This is a genomic window from Paenibacillus nanchangensis (genome assembly GCF_046543445.1).
In the GTDB taxonomy this organism is placed as follows: Bacteria; Bacillota; Bacilli; order Paenibacillales; family Paenibacillaceae; genus Paenibacillus_AQ; species Paenibacillus_AQ nanchangensis.
Genome location: NZ_JBHOFD010000039.1, coordinates 34554 through 61299 on the forward strand (window position 1 = coordinate 34554; position 26746 = coordinate 61299).

Here is a 26746-nt window from a genome sequence, read left to right on the forward strand (position 1 = left end):
GGGAGTAGCAGGTATACTTACTAATGAAGTGTTAATTTTTTCCTTATAAGGGGATAATCCAATGTCCATTCATAGAAAACCCCGGGTGTTTATCGGCAGCTCGCGTGAAGCGATCCCATACGCTCAAGCAATTGCCGCAGGGCTTGAACTGCAAGTTGAAGTGAATGCCTGGTATGCCGGAACCTTTCAACCCAATGATTACACCATGGAAGCGCTGAGTGTGGAACTGGATGTAAACGATTTCGGAATATTCGTTTTTGCAGCTGAAGATGTGGCTACCATCCGAAACCAGACGTATTTTATTACTCGCGACAACACCTTATTTGAAATGGGGCTGTTTTGGGGACGGCTCGGGCGCAAACGAGTTTTTTGCGTTATTCCCAATGTGGTTCCGACTAGCGAAGAAGGTAGTCCTGCTTCTTTTCACCTGCCGTCCGATCTGGATGGGCTTACTCTTCTTAGGTATACTGCCGATCACTCAAGAGGACCGTTAAATGCTGTTTCCACTGCTTGTGGCCGGATTTTATCGGCTGTGGCTAGAGAAGGGCTGTACAAGCAACTAAAAGAAATTCAGGAAGAAAACAAAGCCCTTATGCAGCGGAAAGACAGCGTTCTTCAGTTTCTTTGGGAATACCTGCGGAATGTGACTATTCCTGATGCTGGCGAGCGTTATGCCGCTTATGCCGAGGCAATACGCAATTCGATCCTGCCACCGGACGGGTTTCGGACTACGGGAGCAGCAATCTGGAAACGAATTGATGAGAAACATATTGGCCAGGTAGGCGGGAATGTAGGAAGAGGCCGAAGGTATCACTTGGCGGAGAATGAAGGAAAAACGCTGGGGGATGAGCAAATTTACGTACTGAAGATTTTTGGGACTGACAATTGGACATTCTTTAAACGGAGGCAGATTGCCGAAGTACATGTCCTGTGCTATGCTCTGGGTAGGGAACATGTTCTGTCGGTTCACTTCTCGGGTAATAAGGAACTAAGTCCGGAACAGCTGAAATTGATCATAGAGGTTAACGATGATCTTCTAGTTACTATTCGGGATCTGGTAGGAGGGATTCGAAATGAATAAACGTCCTCGCAAAGCAAAAACTCATCCATTCGGATCCAATCAAGGACTACGCCATACGGATCAAATGAGGACAGCAGCTTCTGCTTCCCCTGGTAAAATGGTATCGTATATCCCGGCCACTCAAATTGGCCGTCTTACCGAAAAACATTCGGCCTTACCCAAAAAATCGTTAAACACACGAATATTTATAGGGCCTTCGGTTGAAGGCGCAGACGTGGAGTATGTTGAAATCGTTAGCGGTAAGGTCTCTACCCGTAAACCTTCATTTGTCCGGTAATATCAATGGAGCTGGTCTCAGTCATCGGATTGACTCAGAGACAGCTCCATTTTTTTTATCTTCACAGCAGACAGAAGTTGTTGCTTACGATCGAATAGTTACACTTCCGATGGATAGGTTCAATTCCCATAAAATTTTTGGTGCATTTCACTTCGCACTATTTTCCGATTGACTTTTCAGCTCCATTCCTCGCGTGAAAAACACAATCCCTATAGCTGCAAAAGTCACATAATTCCCAATTTTCCTTATAACAGCTTCATCATTTTCATAACTGATCCAGTACAGCAGTACAAATGGCGAAATGATCATCAATATCTTCATCACTGTCATAAAGACATACTGAGTTTTTATCTTCCGCGGATTTCCTTCTTGTTCAGCTAGACTCAGGCCAACTTTAGAAGAATCATAGATTGTGATAAATAAGGCGATGATACTTGAATAGGCTGTAATTTTTGCGTTAATCTCGATCCAAGGTATAAACGATACAATGGCAATCCCTATGTATATTCCGGCCGCTACATAAAATAAGTTAGTTTTAATTTTTGTGCGCAAATTCTTTTGTTCCTCTCGTAGGTAATAAATTTTATTACTCCAATCTCCTTGAAGTCTCTTTCACTAAATCAACCTCAAACTTCTCTTCTGTTATTCCTAAATCCTTTGTTGTGTTGAGAATATATCGGCCGGCATGGTCCGTAGGTTCAAGATGTACCCAATGATTATGTTCACTCACTCCAAGGCCCACTATTTTATTTGTCCTAATGACAACCGGGAGGAATTTCTCCTGTTTAGTTTTACGATCCTTTATGTACAGCCGAGAATCGCTGTTTCTCTGAAACAAATTTATTAAATCAATCCGATACTCGTACAATCCATCTGCTGTAATTTTTATTGAATCGCTTTTCATCTTTACCTTTGCCCACTCATACTCGCTGACGCTATTCATAAGGGCGGCTCCCAAAACTATGGACAAAACAGCTCCAATGCAGATCCCAACATAACCGCTGCTGTTCTTGGGAGTCCATCCCTTAACAAATAGTGTAATAAACATTACGGCCAGTAATAAAACGGGAAGGCCGCCACCTACCAAAATGAATGTCCCTATGAGGTCCATCCCCCGCTGAAAATGCGCCGTTGCATTAGAAATAAACCAAAAGAAGGATGAACTGCAAAGTAAAAAAAGGAGTAACAAAATGCCCCGTAACCAGAATCGCATAAATTGGCTCCTTATTAAAATTAAAATGATTAAACTAAACCTTGTATATTACCCGGTGATTGCAATTATACCGTTCATATAACAGATAACTGTCCAACAAACGGCAAAGCACAGGGGCTCTCCTTACGTTGTTAAACTATTCCCTCATCCCCCTCCCCGCATAACCAAGTGAAAATCACTTATTTTTTATTAATTGTCCTTTATTAACCTTTGAGCCAACAGTGATAATTTCCGTCTAAGCTTCTTATCCTGTTCCCCGTCGTATGGCTTCATCAGCAGCATAAGACCATCAGAGCTTATGGATTGTTTGTCAAAAGCTAACTCAATAGTGGAATACAACCTATTGTCGAGTAATATGGCGATTTCTTTCTCTGTTAAGCTTTGTCCCAATTGAATCTTTTTCCGGATTTGAAAGGCGTAACACTCTTTTTGAACTACATGGGTGGATATCCTTCCGCTAACTTTCAGTACCTGCATCTCTGTTAAAAGATCGGATTTCAGCGCTGACACTACTACACTTTCTAGTCCGATATACTTGGTTGCCTTATATTCTTGAAGCAAGCTTTCAAGGAAGTCTTCTGACACAGGATTCTCCGCTATCTGATCAGAAAAATAGCGCCACAGCACATGCTCGCGGACACCTTCGCCAGTAAAGAGAATTTCACTCCTGTTACGGTAGATAAACTGTAACGCATTTTTTGACAAAATACTGTGTAATGACAGCTCTTCCCTATCCTCTATTTTCGATAGCAGTTCATTTACCTTTTTTACGATTTCAGCTGGTACTGCTGAAGATAACACTACACCGTTTATCTGCTTGGCAATACGATTGGTTACTGCTAACTCCCCCTTTGCATTTTATATCTTTTTTTAATTAGGTATGAACTCTCGCTTTCACATCTCTACTAATGCTCACAGCCCTATTTTCCGTTAAGCTTAAGAAGTAATATCTTTGCTTCCTCGTCAACTTCGCTCTCTTTGTCCAGGTCACTTGGGTACAATGCTAATCTTGTTAGTTCAGACTCTAATTGTATTAATACCTTCGTTGGCATTTTGATTAAAAGAGAATGAACTACGTTGTACTTCCACTCGCTATCCTCACCTGCTAATATTTCTTTTATGTACGGAACAAGTTCACTCTTACATTTAAGTAAGATCTCCAAACAGCCTAAAGCTATTGGCCAGTTCATATCCTGGATCCATTCCAGCAATGTTGGAAGTAAAGGTCTAAGCTCATCTGTACTTAGAACATTTAATTTCTCTATGCTTTCGTAATCCGATTTATGTTTCGGCAAAAAATCCGAGAAATCCATATGAAGCCTCCAAGTCTTCTGATGATAAAACAGCCTGTATTACAACTACTAAATTCTCATCCTCTCTCTTTACACTACCATATCCCCATTCATGCATCACCTAAAATTCGAATCGCCGACCACACAAAAAACCGGCCAGATCCCTGGCCGGTCCTCTAAATCTTATGCTGCTCCATTTCCTCAGCTCACACTCTGCCCCAACACCACAGCATCGGCCGAAACCAGCTCGCCGCGGCATTCGTTTACACCCGCCTCGGTGATCTTCACCTGGCAGATGCGGCCTTGAAGGCTGTCATCGCCGGCAAAATGCACCTGCAGGTAGTTGTCGCTGAAGCCGTGCTGCTGTCCGCCGGTCATCTTCGACGACCGCTCCGGAATGACGCTCAGCGTCTGTCCGACAAACTGCTGGGCATAGGCCAGCTGCATGTCCTCGGACAAGTCGATCAGCTGCTGCACCCGGGCGTTTTTGATGTCTTCGTCCACCTGGTCTTCCATCCGCGCGGCCGGCGTGCCGGTCCGTTTGGAATACGGGAAGACGTGCATCTCCGAATAGTTGACCGCCTTCATGAACTCGTAGCCCGCCTGGAACATCTCGTCCGTTTCTCCCGGGAAACCGACGATGACGTCGGTCGTGATGGCTACGTCCGGCATAGCTTGACGGATTAGGCCCATTTTACGGAAGTACTCCTCGGTCGTATATTTACGCCGCATCCGCTTCAGCACTTCGTCGTGACCGGCCTGCAGCGGAATGTGCAGATGGCGGCACATTTTGGAGGAACGGTTCAGCACTTCAAGCAGCTTCTCGTCAATCTGGCTTGCTTCAATTGAGCTGATTCGCACGCGCTCCAGTCCATCCACCTTGTCCAGCTCCCACAACAGGTCGGATAACCGGTAGTTGTCCAGATCGTCGCCATAACCGCCGGTATGAATGCCGGTCAGGACAATCTCCTGATAACCGGATTCCACCAGCTGGTGCGCCTGGCGCACGATGCTCTGCGGATCTCGGCTGCGCGAAAGACCGCGCGACCAGGGAATGATGCAGAAGGTACAAAAGTTGTTACAGCCGTCCTGAATCTTCAGGAAACCGCGCGTCCGGTCCGAAAATCCGGGCACATCGAGGTCCTCGAATTCCCGGGTTTTCATGATGTTGCGCACCGCATTTACGGGCTGGCGGGACTGCTGGATCTGTCTGACATGCGTCAAAATCTGATCGCGGTCCTGGTTCCCGATGACAAGATCCACGCCGGGAATATCCAGAATTTCGCCGGGCGACGTCTGCGCGTAGCAGCCCGTAACCGCTACAATCGCTTCCGGATTGCGGCGGACGGCGCGGCGGATCATTTGACGGCTTTTTTTATCGCCGGTATTCGTTACCGTACAGGTATTAATCAGGTAGACGTCGGCGGTTCCTTCGAAATCCACCTGCTCATAGCCTTCGTTTTTGAACATCTGCCAAATGGCTTCCGTATCGTAAAAATTAACTTTGCAGCCCAATGTATAAAATGCAACCGATGGCATTTCTTAAGCTCCCCCCATTTCTCCAGTCTCATATAAAAGACAAGCGGCGGCGACCATCCCCGCCGTCTCACAGCGCAAAATGCGCCGGCCCAGCCCGACCGGCACCGCACCGGCTTCCTCCGCTTCCCGGCACTCGTCCGGGCTGAAGCCGCCTTCGGGTCCAACCACGACCAGCACGCTGCCCCGCCGGCCGGCGGCCAGCTCGTTCAGCTTGGGTGCGGCGGCGGTGCGGAGCTGCAGCCCTTCTTCTTTTTCATAGCAAAAATAAACGGCGTCATATTCCCCAAACGTCTTCAGCAGCGGCTTCCAGCCGAGCGGTGACGTTACCTCGGGAATCCGGTTGCGGTGGCTTTGCTCCGCGGCTTCCTTGGCGATTTTGCGCCAGCGTTCCAGCCGCTTGGTCTCCTTGCGCTCGTCATACTGCACGACCGTCCGTTCCGACAGGAACGGCACAAACCGGACGGCACCGATTTCCGTCCCCTTCTGGATGACAGTTTCCAGCTTGTCCCCTTTGGGCAGACTCTGCGCAATGGTGACGCCAAGCCAAGCTTCCGCGTTCATAGCCAGCGGCTCGATCACGGCCGCCCGCACTTCCGCCGGGCCAATCTCTTCAATCTCCACGAGCGCCTCCCGGGAGACCCCGTCGCTGACGATGAGCTTGTCTCCGGGCTTGCCCCGCATCACTTTGCTGATATGACGGGCATCGTCGCCCGTAAGGTTCACGCTGTTCTCGCCGAACTGCTCCGGCGCCACGAAATATCGCTGCATAGGCCCCTCTTTCCACTCTTCAAAAATCAAGCGCATCGGGCGCCGCCCGGGTCCATAAGCGGAAGGGGCGGCAGCTCGGCTGCGCGGCGGTTTACGACAACTATCTTATTCACAATGACGTAAGCGTCAACGGGAAAACCAAATTCCATCATACAATGTTTATTCCCATCTGAACAGACCTTAAATCCTGACTCTACTTAAAAAGCCGCATAAAAAAGTTAACCGAATCGACGTACATCATCGCAGCCCAGTTAAACAACGGCTCAATGGTATACATGCGCAGTGTCGGGATAAACAAAATCAGCAGAAAAATCAAAATCGACCACTGCTCAAACTGCTGCAGCTTCGCCCGGATTGGACGCGGCGCAATATCCTCCACAATCCGGTACCCGTCCAGCGGCGGCAGCGGAATCAGGTTAAAGAGGAACAGGAAAAAGTTCAAATAAATAAACGTACTGCACATCAGCGTGCCCGCTTCCTGCACCCGGGTGCTCGGGATCGGCTCAAGCACGCCAGTCGCCATCAGCAGCGCATAAATAAGCGCGCCGAGCAGTGCCAGCAGCAGATTGCTGATCGGTCCTACCGCGGAGACAATTACGCCCATCAGCCGGGGACGGCTGAAATTGTCCCGGTTAACCGGGACCGGACGCGCCCAGCCGAAGCCCGCGACCAGCAGCAGCAAAATGCCAAGCAGATCAAAGTGCACCGCGGGATTCAGCGTCATCCGGCCCAGCAGCCGGGCGGTCGGATCACCGAACCGGTTGGCGAAATATGCGTGACAGAACTCATGCACCGTAAAAGCGATCATCAGCGTAATCAGCAGGAACGGCAGCTGGTCAAGCGGAAAACGAAAAATACTGTCCAAAAAGTCCATCCATTACCTCTTTCCGGCCGTAAACGCCACCCAATCATCTTCTCTTGTTACTTCCAGTACCTCGAACCCGCAGCGGATCAGCTCGTCTTCGACCAGCCGCTCTTTATCCTTATAGATGCCGGAGGCGATATATTTGCCGCCAGGCCGGAGTGCGCGGTACACATCTTCGACGAACAGCACGATAATTTCGGCCAAAATATTTGCCACCACAATGTCAACCGGCAGCGTAACGCCCAAGGTACCGCGTTCTACCGGCGTATGCGACGCTTCCGTCGGCTGGGCAAACGGCCACATTGACGCGCCGGGCGCATCGGCCGAGCTTTCGCCGCCCAGCAGCGACAAGAGGTCGCTTTCCTTGACGGTGATCGCGTCCGTCAGTCCGTTCAGCCGCACATTTTCGAGCGCGCTGGAGACCGCTACCGGGTCGAGGTCAAGCGCCAGCACGCCTTTCGCGCCAAGCCGCTTCGCGCCGATCGCCAAAATGCCCGAGCCGGTGCCGACGTCGATAACCTCTTCGCCGCCCGAAATCGCCTTCTCCAGCGCCCGCAGGCAAAGCGCCGTCGTCGGATGCGTGCCCGTGCCGAAGGCCATTCCCGGGTCAAGCTCGATAACCGTCTCTTCCGGAGTGGCTGGCTGGTAATCTTCCCATACCGGCTTAATCGTCAGCCGCTCCGAGACGCGCAGCGGTTTGAAGTACTGCTTCCAGGCATCTGCCCAGTCATTTTCGTCGACCGTTTTCCACGAGATCAGCGACGGGCCTGGATCAATATCGAAGCTGCGCAGCTCTTCCACCCGCGGGCGGAGCTGCTCCACAATCGCATCCATCCCGGTGTCTTCCGGAAAATAGCCTTTAATGACCGCTTCCCCCTCCGGGATGTCGTTCAGCGGGCCGTCGAACAGCTCACCGAAGCGCGTATCGCGCTGTTTGTTGACTGTGCCGGATTCCTCGATGGAAACTCCTCCCGCACCAGCTTCAAGCAGCAGGTTTGAAATCATCTCCTGCGCTTCTTCTGTTGTATGTATAGTTAATTCATGCCATAACATCAGTGCTTATCCTCCTTAAAATGTTCCTTCAATCCTCGCCTATGTAACGGTATCGACTGAATGTAACGATCTCGAATGAATGTAACGATCTCGAATGAAAGTAACAACTTCGGCTGAACTTCCAGCTTGCTATCACGCCGTCTCCGCTTTCCTGCAATTCTATGGTCCAGTCTAATTTATATGCGTTCCCGTTATTATACCATTACCGGAGGGCGGCTTGCCAAATCGGCGGCCGACCGGGCTGTCCGCTCGATCGGCCTATCCGCCCGCTTACCCCTCGCTGCGGCAGACACACTCCAAAATATGATCGTTCACCATCCCCGACGCCTGCATAAACGCATAAATGATGGTGGGACCGACGAATTTCATGCCCTTTTTCTTCAGCGCTTTGCTCATCCGTTCCGACACTTCGGTTGTCGCCGGCACCTCCGCAAGCGAAGTCCAGTTGTTCACAATCGGCTCCCCGCCGACGAAGCTCCACAAATACTTGGCGAATCCGCCTTCTTCGCGAACAATGTTGCCATAAACACGGGCGTTTGCCACAATCGCGGCAATTTTGGCCCGGTTGCGGATAATGCCGGGATCGTTCAACAGCTCTTCCAGCTTCGCGTCCCCATAGTCCGCAATGAGATAAGGATCAAAGCCGTCGAAGACTTTGCGGTAGTGCTCTCTTTTTTTCAAAACCGTGTACCAGCTGAGCCCCGCCTGCATCCCCTCCAGCATCAGCAGCTCAAACAACGCGCGGTCGTCCCGGAGCGGCTTGCCCCACTCCTCGTCATGGTAAGCGATATACAGCGGATCGGCGTTCACCCAGCCGCAGCGTGTTACCTCATTCATCAAAAACCATCCTCTCTGCCGCTCTTTCGGTCCATTCTACATTCTATATCCCTTATCCCTCGTTACCGCTTCCTATCCGGCGCTTGTGCTTCCTTTTTCCGCTGAAAAAATCACCCGCTCAGCAGCGAATCCCGCAACCGGCGGATATCCTTGATTGGGGGCAGGCCAAACATACGGGCATACTCCCGGCTAAAATGCGACGGGCTTTCGTAGCCGACTTGAAACGCCGCCTCGGCTGCATCCATTGTTTCGGCCAGCAGCAGCCTCCGGGCTTCCTGCAGCCGGATTTGCTTTTGGTATTGGATGGGACTCATTCCCGTTACTTTTTTAAAAGAGTCATACAGGGACGACGAACTCATGCAAGCTTCCGCCGCCAGCTCCTCGACACGCAAAGGCTGGGCGAACTCCAGCGTAAGCCGCTCAAGCACCTTCGCAATCCGCTGCGCATGGCTGCCGAGAAAAGCAAACGGCTTAAGGCCTTTATTCCGCTCATTTTGCAACACCCGGTAAATAATCTCCCGGATGGCATACGGGGTAAGCACGGGAATATCCTGCGGCTCCTCCAGCAGCTTGACCAGCCGCAGCACCGCTTCGAACAGCGTAGCGCTCATTTGGCTGACGACTAGGCCGCGCCCGGGTTCCTGACGTTTTTGGGGAACCTGTTCAAAGGATTGAATGACTTCCAGAATCAGATTCATATCCAGCTGCAGCTGCAGGCTTAAATACGGCGCTTCCGGCGACGCCTCCGTAACTTGACCTGTAATCGGCAGATGGACGGATGCTGTTAAATAACTGTTTGGATCGTACCGGTATTTTTCCTGTGCCAGCATAACTACCTTGGAGCCCTGCGCAACCACACAAAGGGAAGGCTCATAGACGGAATAGACCGGTTCGGATACCCGGGACGTTTTGATGAAACGCAAACCGGGAATTGCCGTCTCATACGTGCCGTCCTGCGCTGCAAACTGCTCGATGATCCGCGCCAATTCCTGACGCTGGCCTACAACCGCTTCCTTCATTCACTTGTTCAGCCTCCTTTTTGATCACCCTTTAACTTTAGGGGGATTTGGAGAATTAGGCAATAACCCCGGATCATCCGGCTACCGTCCTTTTTTGAATCCGAGCCATAATGAAGTTGAAAAAGGCAGCCGGCCGGGTTCCAAAAAAGCCAAAGCCGCAGCCTTCCCTATTCCATCCGCCATAAACCAAAGGAGAGGATAAAATGAACACTCGCCCTGCCGTTTCCCATCCCTACATCGGCATGTGGGTCACCAAAGACGGCTATATCCGGCACGAACTGCTGCCATACGGACGTTACGATGAAGCCCGGGGAAGCTGCAAAAGTGCCTACCAAGGAAGCTACACCATTGAAGGCAACCATATCGAATATGTGGATGACACCGGTTTTACCGCCGACGGCGATTTCCGGAACGGCGTGCTTTATCACGCGGGTATGGTGCTGTACAGGGAGTAGTGCCTGGAGGTTTGAGGGATAACGCAAGCTTTTTGAGGGAACGTGGGCTTCAAGTCAAGCCCAATCAATATGCGATTGAACAGCCAGTCGAAGTGGATGTAAACGAACTGGTCGTGCGGCCGACCGCATAGTTAGCTTGAGATAGCGGGGCGGCCGACCGCACAGTTAGCTTGAGATAGGCCATTTCCAGCTGAAACAAGCCCCACGTTGGCGTGAGGCTTGTTTGCGTGGCTGATTGCATTCGCCGGATTGTCGACGTTTACGGATTCGTTCGGGCTGGCCGCTGCTGCTGCTCCCTATCTGAAACAAACCCCACTTTGGCGTGGGGCTTGTTTGTGTTTCGGGCGTGTATGATGAAATTCTACCGGCAGTGATTCGCTGACCGGCACCGAACCCTGTGCTTTTTTCTTAGCTGACCCAGCTAGGATGAAGTCACCAGCAGGGCAGTCAGGTGCCAACTTATTGACTGGCATCCCGTTTGGCCGGCCCCTGGACGGATTGAGCCGATCCTTGATCTGGTGATTTTCGGATTGGATACAGCCAAAAGCAGAGGAAAGCAAGCAGCAGCGCCGCAGCAGGAACTCCGCTTAACATCAGCCGGATTCCGCCGTCCACCGTCTCCGGTTGAACCGCCAAATTCGCCTCATATCCGCTCGTTTCCAGCACCGCCCCCATTACGACTGCCTGCAGCGAGACACCCCAGCGGACCACAAACCCGTTCATGCCGAAATACATGCCCTCCCGCCGGACCTGTGTCACCCGCTCGTCTTCGTCAATTACTTCCGACAGCAGCACATCAAGCAAAACGAGCAGGCCGGCAAGACTGAAGCCAACCAGCGCAGCGCCGCCTATCGCCAGCGGCACGCTGCCGATTATGGCAAACAGCGACAGCGCTGCTGCATAACAGGCGGTTGCCAGCAGAACGGCGCCCCGCGGTCCAAGCCGCCGGGCCCACCGGCCCCAAATGTAAACCATCGGGAGTGCCGTGACAAAAATAGAGCCAAGCAACACGGTATTGGTGCCGTCCGGTTCGTCCAGCACATATTTGGTGAAAAACGGAATGCCTGCCGTAAGGAGAGCAAACGTAAACTGGACAAACAGGCTGCCCAGCACATAGGTCACAAACGAGCGGTTGGCGAAGGTATAGCGGACAGCCCGCAAAAAGCCAAACGAAGCCGTATCCTGCCGTTCTTTTTCTACAGAGCCCCGGAGCATTACCATAAAAAACAGGAAGGCGATCACGGCGAATAGTAACCCCATCGGTCCCCAGCCAAGCCAGTTGTAGAGCAGCGGCGGCACCGCCACCCCGCAGATCATGCCAAGGATGCCGAACATCTGCCGCCAGGAGGAGACGGCGGTCCGCTCGTGAATGGTGGGAAACATCTCGGGAAACAGCGCGCTGTAGTTTAGCACGACGACCACAAACAGGATGTCGTACAGCAGCACCATCCCGAGAAAATACCAGAAAAGCGCAGGACCGGAGGCTAAAGGGAACCACACGAGTGTAAACACGGCCGCCAGTGGAGCCGCACCGAACAGCATGTACGGAATCCGCCTGCCTCTGCGGCTCTCCGTCCGGTCGGACAGATAACCGGCAAGCGGATTCAGGATGGCGTTTACGATCCCGTGGATCACCATTGCCAGACTGATTAGCGCCGGACGGACGCCAAGCACATCGACGTAATAAAACACGACATAAGTGGCAAAAGCCTGCGACAGCAGATTGACCGGCAGGTTGCCGGCGCTGTACGCCAGCATCCTGCTTCTGCCGGGAGTGCCCTTGGCTCCGCGCCTGCCGCGGCGGGCAGAACGGGGGAGGCGGCTGCCGGAAGCGGGTACTGGCGGCCCATCGGGAGCGGAGCCGTGCAGAATGCTGCTGGCAGAATCCGCGCTATCGGCTGAGGGTACGGATTCACGCTGAATGCCGCCGGGAGAATCCGCGCTATGGCTTGCGGGAACCGGTCCGCCCTTAATGCCACCGGTAGCGGAGCGGGGCGGAACGCTGGCGTCAGAACCCGGGCCGCGGCTGCCCGAAGTGGAGCCGGCCGGGGTCTCCCCGGCAGGACCCGGGCTGCGGCTGCCCGATGCGGAGCCAGGCGGAACGCCGCCGTCATCAGCCCCCATACGGCGGCTGTCCATTACGAAGCCGGAGCGATGCTTCATCGGACCGCTCCTTTACATGCGGCCCGCAGCGGCGCGCTGAGCTTCGCGGACATCGGCCCACCGGATCATCCGGATGTTTTCTTCCTCCAGCACCCGGCGGATCAGCGGATCGCGGAACAGCTCCAGCTCGTACCCCCTCCGTTCCCAGTGAGGCGTGATCGCCTTCAGCTCCTCCGTTACTTTTGACGGGTGAATGATGATCTCGGTTAGGCCACGCCGAAGGCCCCGCAGAACTTCGGTCATGGCGTCCCGCATTTCTTCGTAAGTGCCGGGAGACGAAGCGGAATAAGGCAGCCCGGTCAGATTGTCCAATATAGCTACGCCCGACTGGTCCGCCATACCGGCCAAAGAAGATGCAGCTTCCTCCATCTCCGGCGGAACGTTTTGACCTTCCGTGGACCGGGGCATGCGAAACGGAAGACCTTCCGCCGCGCAGATTTCCAGCACAAGATCAAGAAAATGCCGGCCGGTCTCCAGGCCGTACAAGCTCCCCATGTGATTGTCCAGATGTGTCGGATCCAGCCCCATGCGGCGGGCAAGCCCCAGCTGCGCCAACAGTTCCGCGCGCACCTGCTCCGGCTCCGCCACCCGCTCGACCGTCAGACAATCCCGGGGAAAGCTGCCTTCATCGGTAACCAGCGAGCGGGTATCCGTAGCCCGGTTAACCGGCCCCCACTTATACATCTCCCACTCGCTCGTCAGTGTTAAATGAACTCCAACGTCATAAGCAGGATGCGCCGCGGCCCATTCCGCCGCTTCTTTTGCCCAGGGACAAGGCATCATCAGTGTGGCGGATGAGATCACCCCTTCCTCAAGCAGCTCGATAATCCCTGCATTGGTTGCATGGCACATTCCAAAATCGTCCGCATTCACAATAAGCAGCCTGTCCTTATCCTGATACCCTAGCGCTTGAACGATATTCATCCTATCCCTCCTGTTCGGTTGCCCCCGGCCCGAGTAGATCGAAACCGTTTTCAACTTTGCTTCCATTATAAGCGGCGCGCCAATCGGGGAACAAGCAGGTTTTTCCAATTGTGGTGCACGGCCCCGTTGCACAAAAAAAAGGCCATCTCTACTCGGTAGACTACGAATAGAGACAGCCGCAGTTTATCAAGGCCGCTTCGCCAGTATCTTGATGCTCGCTGGCTGCGATCAGATACTTCGCCTGCCGCTTTTCGACACTTCACTGGTAGCGGTTAGATGCTTTGTTGGCTGCATTTGACGCTCCGCCAGCTGCAGTTAGATGCTTTGTCAGCTGCATTTGACACTCCGCCAGCTGCCGTTAGATGCTCCGCTGGCTCGCTGACCACGGTCTAGATCCCCCGCTAGCTGCGTTCCGATAACCTGCCAGAAGCGATCCGCACTCACCGCTCCACCTGGCGATCATCGCCCCATCTGGCGCTTACCGACGGGGCAGCAGCCCTTCGTTCCGGGCCCGCAGCAGCGTATGCCGGTTCGGCCGGATGCGGTGCGCTTCCTCCAGGCTCCGCTGCAGCAGCTCCGGCTCGATCCCGAGCTCCGCAATAGTAGAAGGCCCGCCGACCGTCCGCAGCAGACCGCGCAGCTGATCGGGACCGGGCAGCCGGTGCACCGCCGCAGCAGCTTCTTCCTGCACGCCCGGATCGCCCGCAATTTCTCCGGCTGCGGCCAGCTTGTGGTACAGCGCTGAAATTTCCGCGCAGGCGACGCCGACTTTGGCGCCGTGCAGCAGCTGGCGGCGGCAGGTGTGGATAAATTCCATTTCCCAGTAATGGGACACATGATGCTCCGCCCCTGAAGCCGGATGCGACTGGCCGAACAGCAAAATGGCAAGTCCCGACAAAAGCAGGGCTTCGGTCAGCACCAGCAACCCTTGTTCGGTTCCCTGCCCGATCTCACTGGCCTGCTCCACACACATATCAAGCGCTTGGCCCGTCAAATCGGCGATGCGGTCCGAATACGTTTCACCGGCTGTAAGCCGTCCATAGTTCCAGTCGAACAAAGACGTATATTTTCCCAGCATATCGCCAAACCCGGCAGCCGCCATCTCTTTGGGTGCGGTCCGCATGATTTCAGGATCGGCAAAAATCCCAACAGGCCCTTTCGCAGGGATGGTGATTTTGTTGCCGCGGATCAGGAGCGGCGAGCCGTTTGACGTAAAGCCGTCAACGGAAGCGGCCGTCGGAACGGACACAAACGGCAGACCGGCTGTGTAAGCCGCATAACGGGCAATATCGTGCAGGGTACCTGAACCAGCCGCAATCACCGCATCCGACCGGTTGCTCTGTGCGGCAAGCAGCACCTGTACAATCGACGTTTCGTCGGCGATGACATCGCCCAGCGGGTTAGGCAGGACAAGCGCTGTGCTTGGGGTAAGATGGTGTTCCCGCAGCGCCAACTCCAGCCGTTCCCCGGCCGCCCGGAACGTATTCCCGTCAGCGACAATCAGCGGCCGGTTCCAGCCCCGTTCGCCGATGTAGGAGGCGGCGCGTTCAACCGCTCCTTTTTCCACGCAAATCACTTCAGGCAGCGCCTCTAATGCGGCTTCATTCCGTTCTCCCGCCAATGTCCGGACTTGCTCCAAAATTGTGCTCATACGGCTCATCCTCTCCTTATTTTAGCGTTTTGCCCGCCCTATCCGGGCTGGGTTCTCCATATCCCCAAGTTGCTCGCCTTGCGTCAACTTAATCAGTAGCTGACCTTCCGTCAGTTAGAGTATGGGACAGCTGGTTATATTAAGGATAAATTCAATGATAAAGCCTGCTTGGAAGGAGAACCGGCATGCCAAAATCAGCAACAGAATCCGGTGCTTCACCGCAAGACGCGGACACCTGCGAGCTCTGCGGGCGCCACCCCGTCGTCACGACCATACACCATCTCGTTCCCCGGGAAGAAGGGGGCCGCCATCTGCCTACCGCCCGGCTGTGCCCGGCTTGCCACCGGCAGATTCATGCGCTGTTTACGAACCGCGACCTGGTTCGGCTGGAATTGACCACCATCGAGCGGTTAAAGGCAGCTCCCGAGATCGCCTCCTATTTAAAATGGATCGTAAAACAGCCGCCCGGCGTCAACCCCACCGTCCGAAAATCCGCCCGGGTTCGCGGCAAACGGTAGGCGGCGGTTCATCCGCAGCTTGCTGTTGTCGCAGCCGATTGATTAGCGTCACGTATATCCCCGCGAGCTGTTTTTCAGCCGGAATTTCTCCCCCATTATACACTTGTACGTACAAATAATCCATATTTATTGATTCGATAATATTTGTACATACAAATTTATCAGCACTATAAAAAGAACTCCCGCACCAAAGTGCCAAGAGTTCATAAATTTCAGGAAGTATTTAGCCGGTTTTCCTCCCCAGCTCTAGTAAATCGTACGTCCCTGGGCATCGGTGATGCCGCTTTTCCGGTAAAAATATGTGTTGATGATGTCGCGCCACTCCCGGGAATGACGGGCCTGCTCCTCCAGGCGTTCTTTCACTTGGGCGAACAGCTCCGGATGCATGCCGCTCTCCAGCCCGCTCCAGATCCTCACCTGCTCATCAGCACGCTCGACACCCTCAAAATGCGTATCGTAAATGTGCTGAATTACCGTTTTGCCTGAATGCAGCCGATGTGTGTAAGGCACATGATGGAAAAACAGCAGCAGCTCGTCCGGGCAATCCGCCAGCGATTCGTACATTGCCGCATTGGATCCCATGTATTGTCCCGTGTAGCCGGTGCCTGTCGCCTGTGTGCGGTCCACGCCAATGCCATGGCAGTCCGCAAAATGATACGTGCCCCAGCGGGAATACTCGTAGCCATCGACGTTCGGGCCGTAATGATGGTCCGGGTTCACCATAAATCCTACGCCAAGCGGTGCGGTGTACGACTCATAAATGCTCCAGGAGTTCATCAGCAGGGATATGATGGTCTCCGCCTGCTCTTCGCCAAACGTCAGCTCCGCCCATTCCGCGGCGATCGCCTCGGCTTCCAGCTCCGGATTCCAGGCGAGCCGGCCAAACCCGTACAGGTTGGACTGCGCCAGCAGATGGCCTGTCCAGTTCGCGTCGGCTCCGATATTGGATACCGCCGCAAAGCCGCCAAGCGAGCGTTTGTACAGCGAGCCGTCAACCACATTTTTGACCTTGGCCCCTTCCGGCGCGGCTTCGGTGTCGAATTCCAGCACTTCTTTCCACTGTGGCGGAAGATAACACAAATGGCGCTGCTGGCCGGTGTATTCCTGCGTGATCTGGAATTCGATGACGAGATTTGTTTTCTCCATGGCGCCAAACAGCGGGGATACCGGTTCCCGGACTTGGAAGTCGATCGGGCCGTTTTTTACCTGTAAAATGACATTATCTTTAAAACGCCCGTCCAGCGGCTTAAAGTGGTCGTAAGCGGCTCTTGCCCGGTCCGTGGAACGGTCGCGCCAGTCCTGCGTGCAGTTATAGACAAAGCAGCGCCAGATCACAATTCCGCCAAAAGACTCGATCGCTTCCGCCAGCATATTGGAGCCGTCCGCATGATCCCGGCCGTAAGTGAACGGTCCCGGACGTCCCTCCGAGTCGGCCTTCACCAGGAACCCGCCAAGATCCGGGATGGCAGCATACAGCTCCTCGGCCTTGCGTTTCCACCAGGCCTGCACTTCAGGGTCCAGCGGGTCCGACGTCGTCAAGTCGCCCAGCTCGATCGGGCTGGCATAGTTGATGCTGAGGAACAGCTTCACGCCATATTCGCGGAACACATCCGCCACACGCGCCACGTCCGGCAGGCATTCAGCAGTGATAAATCGGGTTTCCACCCGGTGAACGTTCACATTGTTGATCGAAATTGCGTTGATGCCGACGGAAGCAAGCAGTCTGGCGTAATCCCGAACACGACTGAGATCCTGAACAATTTTATCGTCTTGATAAAAAATGGACGGTCCCGCATATCCCCGCTCAATACTGCCGTCCGCATTATCCCATTGGTTGATCATGCGCAGGCCGTTGGCCGGATTTTCGATGATCACCGTATCGTTATTCAGGCTGTTCGTGCCGAGCAGCCGGAGCAGATGAAACACACCGTACAGCAGGCCGGCCGGCGCCTGGGCCCCGACAACGATCGGGCCCCCTTCGCCGCCCAAAATGCAATAGCCTTCCGGTCCTACCTGCGCGCTACGCCCGGCTCCCACAAGGCGGGCCGTCTCCGCGTTTCCGCCAAACGTGCCGAGCACGACGCCGGCGGCTTCAACAGACGCAACCTGCTCCGGAGCCGTGCCGGTCAGCGCCTGCACACCCCGGACCCATTCGTCCGCCGCGGTTACGGCGAGGCCTTCCGTCTCGGTCAGCATGAAGGTGCGGACGCGCTCCAGCACTGCTGCCGCATGTTTTGGCCGCGGACGGGTACCGCCCAGCCATGCGCCGTATCCTGATCCGTCCTGATTCCCGGTTGGTTTGTTCATTGCATAATCTCCTGCCCTTCTGATGTTAGGTTTCACGCTTTTGTCTGCTTCCGCTTGCCTTCCTGCAGCCACAGGATGGCGGTAACGCCGCGGGGATAATATTTGCTGCCGGTGATCCGGCCGTTTACAATCTGATCGCTCCATGCCCAGTAGGAGAGCTTTTCGTTCAGGAGCCAGTTCACATGAGCTGCATCCGCGGCAGCTCCCCGCTCGTCCCAGTCCAGCCCCATCAGCTCCCGGGCGATGAACTGGCACAAATAGATTTTACTCAGCCAGGAATTCCCGCTGGTCGAGGACAGCTTCCACGCACCGTCTTCGAACAAGCAGACCCCGGGGGTCAGCACCGTGTCCAGATGAGTACGCAGCGCGCGAAGATAATCCGCGAACCGGCCTTCCGGCATCAGCGCCTCGCCGCAGCCCATAAAATGAGGGAACACCAGGCCTTCGATCGCCGGAATGATCCGGGAATCGTTGTTTTCCCCGATCACCGCGGGAATGTAGCCCTCCTCCTTCAGCTGCGCTGTAATCGACGCCGCACACTTCACCGCCTGCGTGCTAGCTTCCTCTGACTCCGCTTGCAGCCCACTTTTTCCGAAAAAGGATTCCAGTCCCACATAAACCGCCCAGCACTTGCCGGCCATATAGATGTTGCCGCGCGACTGGCCGAGCGACACGTCCAGGCTGTCATAGGTCGTAATCTCCGCGCCGCCCTCCGTCCGCGTGCTGTCCAGGCTCATCAGCCCGTTGCGCTGCTCGGGATCGGGATGATCCCGGTTCAGCATGCTGCGGAAACAGCTTTGGATCAGCGGCAGCTGGGCGGCGGCGAATACTTCATCTTTTGTCTGTTCAATATAAACAAGCGCACAGCATAACCAGTTTACCAGCTGCTCATGACTCATAAAAGAAAAGCAGTCGTCCAGCCCGGCCATCTCATACGCCGAATAACCCGGCCGCGAAAAAACATTGGCCACGCCGACATCATGCGTAAATGTAACTCCCCCCGGATAAGTCTGTTCCTCTCCCGGAAAACGAACCTCATCGGTGTAGCTGTAGCGGTCCGCAAACAACTCCAGTTCGTTCCGCACCGTCCACGGGTTCATTTGCAGCTCATAAAACAGCTGATCTACGGTCAAATCCAGCGTATTCATCATCCGGTATTCGCCTTCGTTCACAATCCACAGCGGTTTGCCGTCCGCCTCCAGCAGCTGGGTGCTGCCGTAATAGCTGTGAATGGCATGCTTCACCATAAACGCCTGATCTTCCGACAAGGATGCCAGTCCCAGGCGTTCATCCGCTTGGGAGCAGTCCCCGGCAAGGACCTCAAACCGTTCCAGAGCATACGTGCCTACCGATTCGATATCTGCAAAAAAACGAGTGTAGTAGTAACGCGTGTCGATGCCGGCAGTCGCCGGACCGCCGCGGTAAAAGCATACCGCAAAGCGGTAGGTCCGCTTCGCCCCGGCCGGCACGTCCATGAGCAGAGCGCCGGTTCCGCCTAAACCAAAGGTGTAGTTATGCGCGCTGCGCTGCTCCAAAATACGCTGGAGCGTAAAGCCAAGCGCCGAAATCACCCCTTCATCCTGCGTTGCGATCGCCGTGTTCAGGCCCTGGCCCACCCCGTGAAGACGTCCTTCCGTCGTGTCTTCCAGCCGCCGCATGGCGGTGTAAGGGTCGCTGCCCGCATAACCAAAAAATCCGCGGCGCGGCTGCGTGCCCTCCGTGTTGTCGAGCGTAATCTCCGCCAGCACTGCCGGAACGATCGCGTCCTTCAGCGCCGTTTCGTCCGCCTGGGCCGGGTCCGGCACCGGACGCACCGGCGAATAAATGCGGAACGTCAGATCGCCCGCCTGCCAGGTATCGGTCCCGCTGCCGTATTCGCGCGTGATCGAGTCCTGGTCGAATGACACGATCCGGGCGGGTGTTCCCCGCTTTTTATCACTCAGTCCGGATGCAGCCGTCGCCCCCGAGGGCGAAGCGCCTGCGCTCTCCGGTTTATCCTTTTCTTCCTGCTTCTCCACATCGTACCGGGCACTCTCGTCCACCGCCGCCTCGTAAAACGGAAGCGCTTCATACACCGAGCCGTCCCGGGACTGGAAGCCGATATACATATTCTGATCGGCCGGCTTGCCCAGCTCTAAGCCAAGTCCGCCGCTTTTGCCGCGAAAGCCAAGTGTAAAACTGGAAAACGCACCAATTGGCGCATGCTGCGCGTTAAAAAAAATCCGGTTGTCAGGCATTCAAACATCCCCTCTCGCCGTCAGGACGTTACAATCCGCCCTATAATCCCCCTCATACTAGCACAGCCCAAACGAGGTTGACCATTGACAAATCGACTCACTTTTTACCCAAATCGGGACCCGCAATTATTCCTTGCTAAATGATGGGGCCTATACTGCGATACAGGTAAGCAGTGGCGGTAAAAAGGTGCCCCACTCCTCTGAAATTAAGAAGCGAGAAATAAGAAGGCAGCGATGGAACCCGACCGAAGGGTCGGACCAGTATCAGTAAGCGGACTTGCGAGACAAAGTATGCGTTTAGATAACACTAAAAAAACCAATTACGATCAGCGCCGATCGAATTGGTTTATTGACATAAACATTGTTGCATCTGGTTCATTCATGGGTAAAATCCTGTTTGTTCATTTTCTCGATTTTCCCCGTACTATATTCTCTAACAATTTGTCCCTCTGCTGTTTTGTATACTATATATGTCCCATTTGCTTTAGCATCCAATTTTGCACGGTCACCCGTCAGCCGAATCAACTTGGCAAGATCCTGCGTAAGATCCAACATTATAGCAACCTCATTTCTACTTGTATTTCGACTATACCACAATACAGGGGAGTTTATATCTGCCTACAGTTTTATGCATAATAGTGTATGGTCTTATCGTTAGAGTTAACCAAAATAATAACAAATCACATAAGCCTCTTTTTAACTGTACCAGCTTCAACATCTACTAACAGATCTCCCGAATTAACCATATCCAAGTGCCACCACCATTCCTTAAGTGGTGCATTTCTGTTATCAATTCCCGCCAATACTGCTAGCTTCTCAGGATCAACAGATAAAATAGATAATATCTTTTTATCAACTAGCTTTAAATTTTCTACTTTTTTGGGTGAAATAAGATGAAGACTCGGAGTTATATCGCTTCGAATCATAAATAGATTTTTAAGTAAGTCAGTATACTGTATCTCTTTTCCATCCCACCCCTCATCATCTTCGTAGGATTCAAGAATCCAAGAAAACTCTTGAATTAAATCGTCCACCATTTTCTCATGTAATCTATCATACACCGTTCTAAAATCATAAAATGTAGTACTATTCTCAAATCTAAGGTTTTCAATTTGTTCGTTAATGAATATTCCGCTTTGACCGTGGTACAGCAAAATATTTTTATTCTTATTTAAATTTTGATAGATAAATTTACAAAACGAAGCAGCGAGGAAAATTGCATTCATTTCTTTACTTGGTTGAACAAAGATAGCCGATTTCACTTTCCAATTTTTTAATTCTTCCGAGGAGAATTGAATTATATCCTTGAAAATTTCCTTCGATTCCAAATCATCTTCTAGCAAACTATGCCTAACCCACAAACAGGCATCCGACTTTTCGATATTCCATTCAGTTATTTGTTTGTTTGCACCATAACTTTTTAACATAGAATCAAATATTTTTTCGTCAATCTCTTCCTCCATAAATAAAACCAAATTTGCAATAGACATTAGTATCCTCCCCCTAAACGGGATCTATCGCCAACTTCCTAGACAGTTCGACAGTCGCTCCGAGATTCCCTTGAACTTCTAAGACCTCCACTCCACAGATTTCACCAAAGGATACTCCTTCCTTATAGCTCAAATCATTCCCACCTGCTGATTCCTAATTTCCCGGCAGCCACTTCATCCCATAGTCCATTGTTGGCAGTAGGCGCATTTTGCAGTTATTTCCTGACCTCAACGTTCGATATATAAAAACATCTCTATGTAAAAAAGTATTACTAAAAAATCAGAAGAAATTAAGGATTCTTCAAGCCGTCAATAAAAGACTCAAAGCTCGAGTATTGTGGCAATACACATAGGTTATAGATGTTGTAAATATTAGGATGAATCGTTAGCCTTTGCTAGCTAAAAATTCAACTTTTTCAGATAACAGCACCAGCAAACTTCCCTTATTCTTAATTGCTAACTTCTATATTTCTCATGAAACGTGTTATTGGGAAACAATCTTCTAGATCTTCACCCTCTAATGACCAATACACAATTGTATTTACATGGATTTGCTTATCTTCTTCAAGAAGATTTTTGATTCTGTTCCAAAGCATAAAACTAAAATCATTTTCACTAAGATAATCATTAAATGAGGCAACAATTATTACCATAAGAGCAAAACTTTCTTCGATATTCAGTAAATTATTTTCATAAAAATCAAGAAATTCGTCGATACGAGATGGGTCTGCAACAATATACTCCCAGTCCTGACAAAACTCATCGGGTTCAGGTAAACCTAATTTTTCAATAAGAGATTCTCTTGCCGATTTACTAACGCACTTAGGATTGTAATTCATAATTCCTCCACTATTTTAGTTTAATCGTTGGATACCTACTACTATAGGGGTAAAAGGTTGTCAAACTTCCTTTTTTACAATCACTATAGCTCAATCTGTCACAATTGATGTACCAGCAGGAAAAAAGCAGCGCTCTTTCACATCAGATGGAATATCCACATAGTGAGCCCCTGGGCCTCTTTTCGCTATATCCGCTGCAACTTGATCATCTAACCACTTTCCAATCTGTTGTCCCTCTGTTCTAGCTCTGTTAATCAATTGCTTATCGGTTACCTTCTTTCCATGTTCCAAGAAAGAGTACCCATAGGTAGGCTTGTTATCTGGATTATTTTCTCATTCCAAATTCGGATTAAGTCACCCTTCACTAACTTCCCAGTCCCATAAGTTGTAATCTTAAACTGAGGAATAAAGAAGGTGGCAACTGGTTGTTCTTACCCTGACTGACCAGAATCATCTTCTCGTCTGCCAATTCCTTGATATGGCGTTCTACTGACTTTGAACTGCATCCGACATTTCGGGCAGTCATTTCAATGGTCGGATAGCATTTTACGTTTGTCGCTCATATAAGCGATTATGTCAATTAGAATCAGCCCCTCATAATGTGTTAAGAGCCGTAGTACCTATGGATTTTTATGCGGCACTTTTGTAACCCCTTTATGCTGTGAGGTGAACTGACTCTCTTGACTTACCTTGTCCATGTACTCATTAGCGGCTTGACAATTCTGAATTTGAATAAAGCCCTTCATTCCCTTTACCTTCCTTCTCACAATTTAGTTCCGCCTCGGAACGGCTATGAAGTTAGGAAGTGGCTAGACTACACGTTACCTTATCTGTTATATATCAACGGATCGACACCAGATTCATTGACTTGCATAATAAATATCGCGGCAAATACCCAGATTGTTGCGGACAATTTATAGACAAGTCCTGACAATATTAATAGTCGATCTATCCATTAAAGAAGGTGCGATGGTGTAGACAGCTTTTCTATCGGGGTGGCGTATTCTACAGTTAGGAGTAAATTTGAAAAAACGCCAGAAAACGAAGATAACAAAGAACAGGTCAATCATGGTAGTAACTGACCATAATCAACCTGGTTTATGTAACTGAATAGTGATATTTAGGGTATAAAATTAAAGCATTTGATGTGCGTACAACTTGAAATGAAGAAATTCTTATAGGGGTAACAAGGGTTAAACGTGTTATTGGTTGAATGAAGGGTTCATTCGGCACTGAATAGCCCCTCAGAGAAAAAATTCGAAAGGCAGGAAATCAATTGAATTCATCTATTCACCCAATAAAAACCACGGCATCTCCTCGTTGAAAAGCAGTGGGAAGCTTAGTTTCAAGAAGTTCAATTCTTGCTAGCATTTGTTCTTGCACATCGCCCTGTAAGTTTCTTCGTGTCCAATCTTTTAGCAAACTAAGTTCATGTATCAAATAAACAGCATCTTCTTTTGTGACATCAATTCCATACCTAATACCCACAATCCACTCCGTATTTATTGACTCAATTGCAGGTATCCAGTATGTTTCAAAGAAATTTTGTGTAGCTATTGGAATACTAAAATGTTGTTCAAATTCGTTTTGTGGTTCGAGAATTATTGCTGAAACAGCCATAATCAACTTCCTCCTTTTCCAAACTCAGCAGTAAAAGTATAGTCTGGGAATTCTGCTTTGAGTTTTTCAATAACTTTCTGTACAGCTTCTCTTAACTCTGGTGTATCTGCATTCATTCTAAAATTAAACCTTCTAACATCTTTTATTTCATCAAGTGTAGGTATCTCGACACTTCCGTTCTTTGTCGGTCTAGTATGATCGACCTTTTGAAGATTTAGTATTCTTTCCTTTGTTTTTGCATAAATTTGTTTGTTGGCCCATTTGTCGGCGGTTTGGAACGGTTTACCTGTTTTAGGGTTAATAACTGATAATCCTTCAGCGCTTTTATCTTCATGAAAGATTTTATTTACTAAATCTATTTCATCAAACTCTCCTAATGGATTTTTCTGTTTATCAGCAATTTCAACCTCTTTAGAATATGGAACTCTTGGAGGAACATTGCCCTTTCCCTCAACACCCTCCCTTTCAACCTTCGCAGGTTTCGCAGGATTCCCCATCTTCGGATTCGTTAATTTATCATTAACTCCGCCCAGTCCGTCTCCACCTTCGCCCATCCAGTACAGTGCTTCGGCTGTCTTTAGGGTCGGACTCTGCAGCCCTTTACCTAAGGCGGCCAGACCAGAACCCGCCGTATTGCCGACTCCCGCTATCGCTACTTGGGGGCCCAGTCCGTTTCGCAAGTCTTCCATCATTTCAGGGACGGCCTTCTTTGCTGCATCGGCTAGCTCTCGAATTTCTTCACAGTAACAATCGCAATAACTTGCCATTCAGTTGCTGATAAAATCAAAAATATTTTCGCTGTAGCCCTCACTACTATTAATTGTCTTGTAGACATCCTTAAAGGTGCGATTGGTCAGGTTCTCATCCTCTCTAATAGGCGACATACCGTACGGTTACGATTGATTTCAAATAACTGTGAGAAAACTAAGATAACAAAAAACAGGTCAATCATGGTAGTAACTGACCATAATCAACCTGGTTTATGTAACGGAATAGTGATATTAACGTTACAAGCGATATGAAGATATCTTTATAGGGGGTATTACGCGGGTTAACTGTGTTATTGATTGAATGATAAGTTCATTCGGCGCTGGGTAGCCCCTCCGACTCGGTAAGTGTGGTGAATGTGGCTGTATTTGTTGAAGCAACAATCCCATCTTCCAAATCCTTCCTTTTATTAACCGGAATATCATAGAATATATATCCCACAATCTCATCGCTCTTATTTAGTAGTAGCTCAATATTTGGTAAAACTAGTCTTTGTGTAATTTGTTCGATGCGTTCTAGCAGAAAGAACAGTTTATTATCACCATACATAACTGTAAAATCATCTTTTGAGTCAATTATCTTCTTACCGTTCCATACATCAATATCAATTATAGGATTCCCTGCAAATTTAGGAATATCACTAAAATTTGTTAATTCTTTTGAATAATATTCAATATCATTGATAGATACTATTGTAATACTAAATATTTTCTTTGACTCACTATTCACTTTGACTTCAATGAAAGATGATTTGTTATTAAGTATCCTGTAATAAATTAACTCCTTTCCTGAAATATCATTTAAAGGAAATTCAACGGTTATAGGTACGTAAAAGTCTGTCTCCAAATAAGATTTTATCTCATCTTGTGATATTCCTTGTAATTTCAACATCTTCTTCCTCCTTGTTTAAGGAATATAAAGGGCATGTTTAATGACTGGTAATTGCCCAACTTCCCTAGATGGACTAAATATTAATTCCCAATTGCGAACTACTATTGGTTCATTAAACTTGTACCCCTTTTCAACAGCTTCTTTTACAGCTGATTGGAAACTGCTTAATAATTGTTGTTCAGTTAACTTTTGGCCATGTGATAGAGTTCTGGTTGAATACTCTACCATATGTTTAGTAGCATTTGGATTCACCCAATACTTTTCCCCATTCACTGTTACTTTAAATGATTTAGGAATGTTTGTACCTGGGTTATTAGGCTGTGTTCCTTTGATTTTATCCCAAACAGTCCCCGTTTCACCCGTCCCCGCAACACCCTTCCCTTCCACCTCCGCAGGCTTCGCCGGATCCCCCATCTTCGGATTCGTCAATTTATCATTAACTCCGCCCAGTCCGTCTCCACCTTCGCCCATCCAATACAGCGCTTCGGCAGTCTTTTGGGCCGAACTCTGCAGCCCCTTACCTAGGGCAGCCAGACCCGAACCCGCCGTATTACCGATTCCCGCTACCGCTACTTGGGGGCCCAGTCCGTTTCGCAAGCCTTCCATCATTTCCGGGACGGCCTTCTTTGCTGCATCCGCCAGCTCTCGGGTGACTTTGATCCCCCCTTTTACCGCCTTCCCTGTTGCAAATAATGCACAGGCTACTTGGGTAAACGCCTTGCCCCATTCCTTGCTCTCCACATATGTCGCCGTACCATTCAACACTTTGTCGCTCAGCCGATCCAAGGTCTGCAGCGGGATAAGCAGGTCCTCCTGCACACTCTCACCCAAAGCTGCCTTCAGGTCCTCCAGCTTCAGCTTTTTGTCCAAAAACGCATCCATTAACTGCTTCACAGCAAACGGCAGGGTGACCACGCCAGTCGTCAAGTCCCAGAGTTC

At 50.8% G+C, this 26746-nt stretch carries 25 protein-coding genes and 1 pseudogene; 4 read left to right on the forward strand and 22 right to left on the reverse strand.

Annotated elements, in window-relative coordinates; genetic code table 11:
• Positions 1-61 precede the first annotated feature (61 nt).
• Together ACE6ED_RS24830 and ACE6ED_RS24835 are read left to right on the forward strand one after the other, a co-directional pair.
• Positions 62-1081 carry a TIR domain-containing protein gene (locus ACE6ED_RS24830; protein ID WP_410830116.1) on the forward strand — a complete coding sequence of 340 codons (1020 nt, stop codon included), beginning with the start codon at positions 62-64 and terminating at the stop codon, positions 1079-1081.
• On the forward strand, positions 1074-1358 hold the full coding sequence (locus tag ACE6ED_RS24835; protein ID WP_410830117.1) for a hypothetical protein: 285 nt from the start codon (positions 1074-1076) through the stop codon (positions 1356-1358). Before ACE6ED_RS24830 ends, ACE6ED_RS24835 begins: the two co-directional genes overlap by 8 nt.
• Before the next feature lie 147 nt (positions 1359-1505).
• On the opposite strand, the gene ACE6ED_RS24840 is transcribed toward ACE6ED_RS24835, so the two are convergent.
• From ACE6ED_RS24840 to ACE6ED_RS24885, 10 genes are all read right to left on the reverse strand, one after another.
• Entirely contained in the window at positions 1506-1910 is a 405-nt protein-coding gene (locus ACE6ED_RS24840) for a hypothetical protein (protein ID WP_410830118.1), read from the reverse strand.
• Between the two features lie 34 nt (positions 1911-1944).
• Positions 1945-2571, reverse strand: coding sequence for a hypothetical protein (locus ACE6ED_RS24845; RefSeq protein ID WP_410830119.1), 627 nt, complete (start codon positions 2569-2571; stop codon positions 1945-1947).
• 189 nt (positions 2572-2760) lie between these two features.
• Positions 2761-3372 carry a hypothetical protein gene (locus ACE6ED_RS24850; protein ID WP_410830120.1) on the reverse strand — a complete coding sequence of 204 codons (612 nt, stop codon included), beginning with the start codon at positions 3370-3372 and terminating at the stop codon, positions 2761-2763.
• A 119-nt stretch (positions 3373-3491) separates the two neighbouring features.
• Positions 3492-3884 (reverse strand): DUF5071 domain-containing protein, encoded by a 393-nt coding sequence (locus ACE6ED_RS24855; RefSeq protein WP_410830121.1) that lies wholly within the window; start codon positions 3882-3884, stop codon positions 3492-3494.
• Positions 3885-4064: 180 nt separating this feature from the next.
• Complete coding sequence (mtaB, locus tag ACE6ED_RS24860) at positions 4065-5402, reverse strand: tRNA (N(6)-L-threonylcarbamoyladenosine(37)-C(2))-methylthiotransferase MtaB (protein WP_410830122.1); 1338 nt, start codon at positions 5400-5402, stop codon at positions 4065-4067.
• 3 nt (positions 5403-5405) lie between these two features.
• Entirely contained in the window at positions 5406-6170 is a 765-nt protein-coding gene (locus tag ACE6ED_RS24865) for a 16S rRNA (uracil(1498)-N(3))-methyltransferase (protein ID WP_410830123.1), read from the reverse strand.
• Between the two features lie 193 nt (positions 6171-6363).
• Complete coding sequence (locus ACE6ED_RS24870) at positions 6364-7044, reverse strand: site-2 protease family protein (RefSeq protein ID WP_410830124.1); 681 nt, start codon at positions 7042-7044, stop codon at positions 6364-6366.
• Between the two features lie 3 nt (positions 7045-7047).
• Complete coding sequence (gene prmA / locus ACE6ED_RS24875) at positions 7048-8088, reverse strand: 50S ribosomal protein L11 methyltransferase (protein ID WP_410830125.1); 1041 nt, start codon at positions 8086-8088, stop codon at positions 7048-7050.
• Positions 8089-8358: 270 nt separating this feature from the next.
• The gene (locus tag ACE6ED_RS24880) at positions 8359-8925 is read right to left on the reverse strand and encodes a DNA-3-methyladenine glycosylase I (protein WP_410830126.1); all 567 of its coding nucleotides are present in this window, start codon (positions 8923-8925) and stop codon (positions 8359-8361) included.
• A gap of 110 nt (positions 8926-9035) precedes the next feature.
• Positions 9036-9944, reverse strand: coding sequence for an AraC family transcriptional regulator (locus tag ACE6ED_RS24885; protein ID WP_410830127.1), 909 nt, complete (start codon positions 9942-9944; stop codon positions 9036-9038).
• 203 nt (positions 9945-10147) lie between these two features.
• Between ACE6ED_RS24885 and ACE6ED_RS24890 the strand changes: the two genes are divergently transcribed.
• The gene (locus tag ACE6ED_RS24890) at positions 10148-10399 is read left to right on the forward strand and encodes an Atu4866 domain-containing protein (protein WP_410830128.1); all 252 of its coding nucleotides are present in this window, start codon (positions 10148-10150) and stop codon (positions 10397-10399) included.
• Positions 10400-10858: 459 nt separating this feature from the next.
• Here ACE6ED_RS24890 and ACE6ED_RS24895 read toward each other — a convergent pair whose 3' ends face one another.
• The 3 genes from ACE6ED_RS24895 to ACE6ED_RS24905 form a co-directional block, all read right to left on the reverse strand.
• Positions 10859-12562, reverse strand: coding sequence for an MFS transporter (locus ACE6ED_RS24895; RefSeq protein ID WP_410830129.1), 1704 nt, complete (start codon positions 12560-12562; stop codon positions 10859-10861).
• A gap of 12 nt (positions 12563-12574) precedes the next feature.
• On the reverse strand, positions 12575-13486 hold the full coding sequence (locus ACE6ED_RS24900) for a polysaccharide deacetylase family protein (RefSeq protein WP_410830130.1): 912 nt from the start codon (positions 13484-13486) through the stop codon (positions 12575-12577).
• 478 nt (positions 13487-13964) lie between these two features.
• Positions 13965-15137, reverse strand: coding sequence for a sn-glycerol-1-phosphate dehydrogenase (locus ACE6ED_RS24905; protein ID WP_410830131.1), 1173 nt, complete (start codon positions 15135-15137; stop codon positions 13965-13967).
• Between the two features lie 185 nt (positions 15138-15322).
• Here ACE6ED_RS24905 and ACE6ED_RS24910 point away from each other — a divergent pair, with 185 nt between their 5' ends.
• Positions 15323-15655, forward strand: a complete 333-nt coding sequence (locus ACE6ED_RS24910) for an HNH endonuclease signature motif containing protein (protein ID WP_410830132.1) — start codon at positions 15323-15325, stop codon at positions 15653-15655.
• Positions 15656-15901: 246 nt separating this feature from the next.
• Here ACE6ED_RS24910 and ACE6ED_RS24915 read toward each other — a convergent pair whose 3' ends face one another.
• The 9 genes and pseudogenes from ACE6ED_RS24915 to ACE6ED_RS24955 form a co-directional block, all read right to left on the reverse strand.
• Positions 15902-17962 (reverse strand): alpha-glucuronidase family glycosyl hydrolase, encoded by a 2061-nt coding sequence (locus ACE6ED_RS24915; RefSeq protein ID WP_410830133.1) that lies wholly within the window; start codon positions 17960-17962, stop codon positions 15902-15904.
• Positions 17963-17994: 32 nt separating this feature from the next.
• A complete protein-coding gene (locus ACE6ED_RS24920) occupies positions 17995-20199 on the reverse strand; it encodes a glycoside hydrolase family 52 protein (protein ID WP_410830134.1) in 2205 nt (734 codons plus the stop codon).
• Between the two features lie 375 nt (positions 20200-20574).
• Complete coding sequence (locus ACE6ED_RS24925) at positions 20575-20754, reverse strand: hypothetical protein (RefSeq protein WP_410830135.1); 180 nt, start codon at positions 20752-20754, stop codon at positions 20575-20577.
• Positions 20755-20879: 125 nt separating this feature from the next.
• Positions 20880-21689 (reverse strand): hypothetical protein, encoded by an 810-nt coding sequence (locus ACE6ED_RS24930; RefSeq protein ID WP_410830136.1) that lies wholly within the window; start codon positions 21687-21689, stop codon positions 20880-20882.
• Between the two features lie 449 nt (positions 21690-22138).
• Entirely contained in the window at positions 22139-22528 is a 390-nt protein-coding gene (locus tag ACE6ED_RS24935) for a hypothetical protein (RefSeq protein ID WP_410830137.1), read from the reverse strand.
• A 1290-nt stretch (positions 22529-23818) separates the two neighbouring features.
• The gene (locus ACE6ED_RS24940) at positions 23819-24148 is read right to left on the reverse strand and encodes a hypothetical protein (RefSeq protein WP_410830138.1); all 330 of its coding nucleotides are present in this window, start codon (positions 24146-24148) and stop codon (positions 23819-23821) included.
• A gap of 2 nt (positions 24149-24150) precedes the next feature.
• Positions 24151-24840: a hypothetical protein gene (locus ACE6ED_RS24945; protein ID WP_410830139.1), complete on the reverse strand. Its 690-nt coding sequence runs from the start codon at positions 24838-24840 to the stop codon at positions 24151-24153.
• Between the two features lie 388 nt (positions 24841-25228).
• Positions 25229-25807, reverse strand: a complete 579-nt coding sequence (locus ACE6ED_RS24950) for a hypothetical protein (RefSeq protein WP_410830140.1) — start codon at positions 25805-25807, stop codon at positions 25229-25231.
• A 15-nt stretch (positions 25808-25822) separates the two neighbouring features.
• A pseudogene (locus ACE6ED_RS24955) lies at positions 25823-26746 on the reverse strand (hypothetical protein); the annotation flags it as partial.

Coding starts and splice junctions, on each gene's coding strand:
- ACE6ED_RS24910 (WP_410830132.1), top strand. CDS start 15,323: ATGCCAAAATCAGCAACAGAATCCGGTGCTTCACCGCAAGACGCGGAC.
- prmA (WP_410830125.1), bottom strand. CDS start 8,088: ATGTTATGGCATGAATTAACTATACATACAACAGAAGAAGCGCAGGAG.
- ACE6ED_RS24845 (WP_410830119.1), bottom strand. CDS start 2,571: ATGCGATTCTGGTTACGGGGCATTTTGTTACTCCTTTTTTTACTTTGC.
- ACE6ED_RS24940 (WP_410830138.1), bottom strand. CDS start 24,148: ATGGCTGTTTCAGCAATAATTCTCGAACCACAAAACGAATTTGAACAA.
- ACE6ED_RS24890 (WP_410830128.1), top strand. CDS start 10,148: ATGAACACTCGCCCTGCCGTTTCCCATCCCTACATCGGCATGTGGGTC.
- ACE6ED_RS24835 (WP_410830117.1), top strand. CDS start 1,074: ATGAATAAACGTCCTCGCAAAGCAAAAACTCATCCATTCGGATCCAAT.
- ACE6ED_RS24870 (WP_410830124.1), bottom strand. CDS start 7,044: ATGGACTTTTTGGACAGTATTTTTCGTTTTCCGCTTGACCAGCTGCCG.
- ACE6ED_RS24915 (WP_410830133.1), bottom strand. CDS start 17,962: ATGAACAAACCAACCGGGAATCAGGACGGATCAGGATACGGCGCATGG.
- ACE6ED_RS24830 (WP_410830116.1), top strand. CDS start 62: ATGTCCATTCATAGAAAACCCCGGGTGTTTATCGGCAGCTCGCGTGAA.
- ACE6ED_RS24920 (WP_410830134.1), bottom strand. CDS start 20,199: ATGCCTGACAACCGGATTTTTTTTAACGCGCAGCATGCGCCAATTGGT.
- mtaB (WP_410830122.1), bottom strand. CDS start 5,402: ATGCCATCGGTTGCATTTTATACATTGGGCTGCAAAGTTAATTTTTAC.
- ACE6ED_RS24930 (WP_410830136.1), bottom strand. CDS start 21,689: ATGTCTATTGCAAATTTGGTTTTATTTATGGAGGAAGAGATTGACGAA.
- ACE6ED_RS24895 (WP_410830129.1), bottom strand. CDS start 12,562: ATGAAGCATCGCTCCGGCTTCGTAATGGACAGCCGCCGTATGGGGGCT.
- ACE6ED_RS24945 (WP_410830139.1), bottom strand. CDS start 24,840: ATGATGGAAGACTTGCGAAACGGACTGGGCCCCCAAGTAGCGATAGCG.
- ACE6ED_RS24885 (WP_410830127.1), bottom strand. CDS start 9,944: ATGAAGGAAGCGGTTGTAGGCCAGCGTCAGGAATTGGCGCGGATCATC.
- ACE6ED_RS24950 (WP_410830140.1), bottom strand. CDS start 25,807: ATGTTGAAATTACAAGGAATATCACAAGATGAGATAAAATCTTATTTG.
- ACE6ED_RS24925 (WP_410830135.1), bottom strand. CDS start 20,754: ATGTTGGATCTTACGCAGGATCTTGCCAAGTTGATTCGGCTGACGGGT.
- ACE6ED_RS24905 (WP_410830131.1), bottom strand. CDS start 15,137: ATGAGCACAATTTTGGAGCAAGTCCGGACATTGGCGGGAGAACGGAAT.
- ACE6ED_RS24865 (WP_410830123.1), bottom strand. CDS start 6,170: ATGCAGCGATATTTCGTGGCGCCGGAGCAGTTCGGCGAGAACAGCGTG.
- ACE6ED_RS24900 (WP_410830130.1), bottom strand. CDS start 13,486: ATGAATATCGTTCAAGCGCTAGGGTATCAGGATAAGGACAGGCTGCTT.
- ACE6ED_RS24855 (WP_410830121.1), bottom strand. CDS start 3,884: ATGGATTTCTCGGATTTTTTGCCGAAACATAAATCGGATTACGAAAGC.
- ACE6ED_RS24880 (WP_410830126.1), bottom strand. CDS start 8,925: ATGAATGAGGTAACACGCTGCGGCTGGGTGAACGCCGATCCGCTGTAT.
- ACE6ED_RS24935 (WP_410830137.1), bottom strand. CDS start 22,528: ATGAATTACAATCCTAAGTGCGTTAGTAAATCGGCAAGAGAATCTCTT.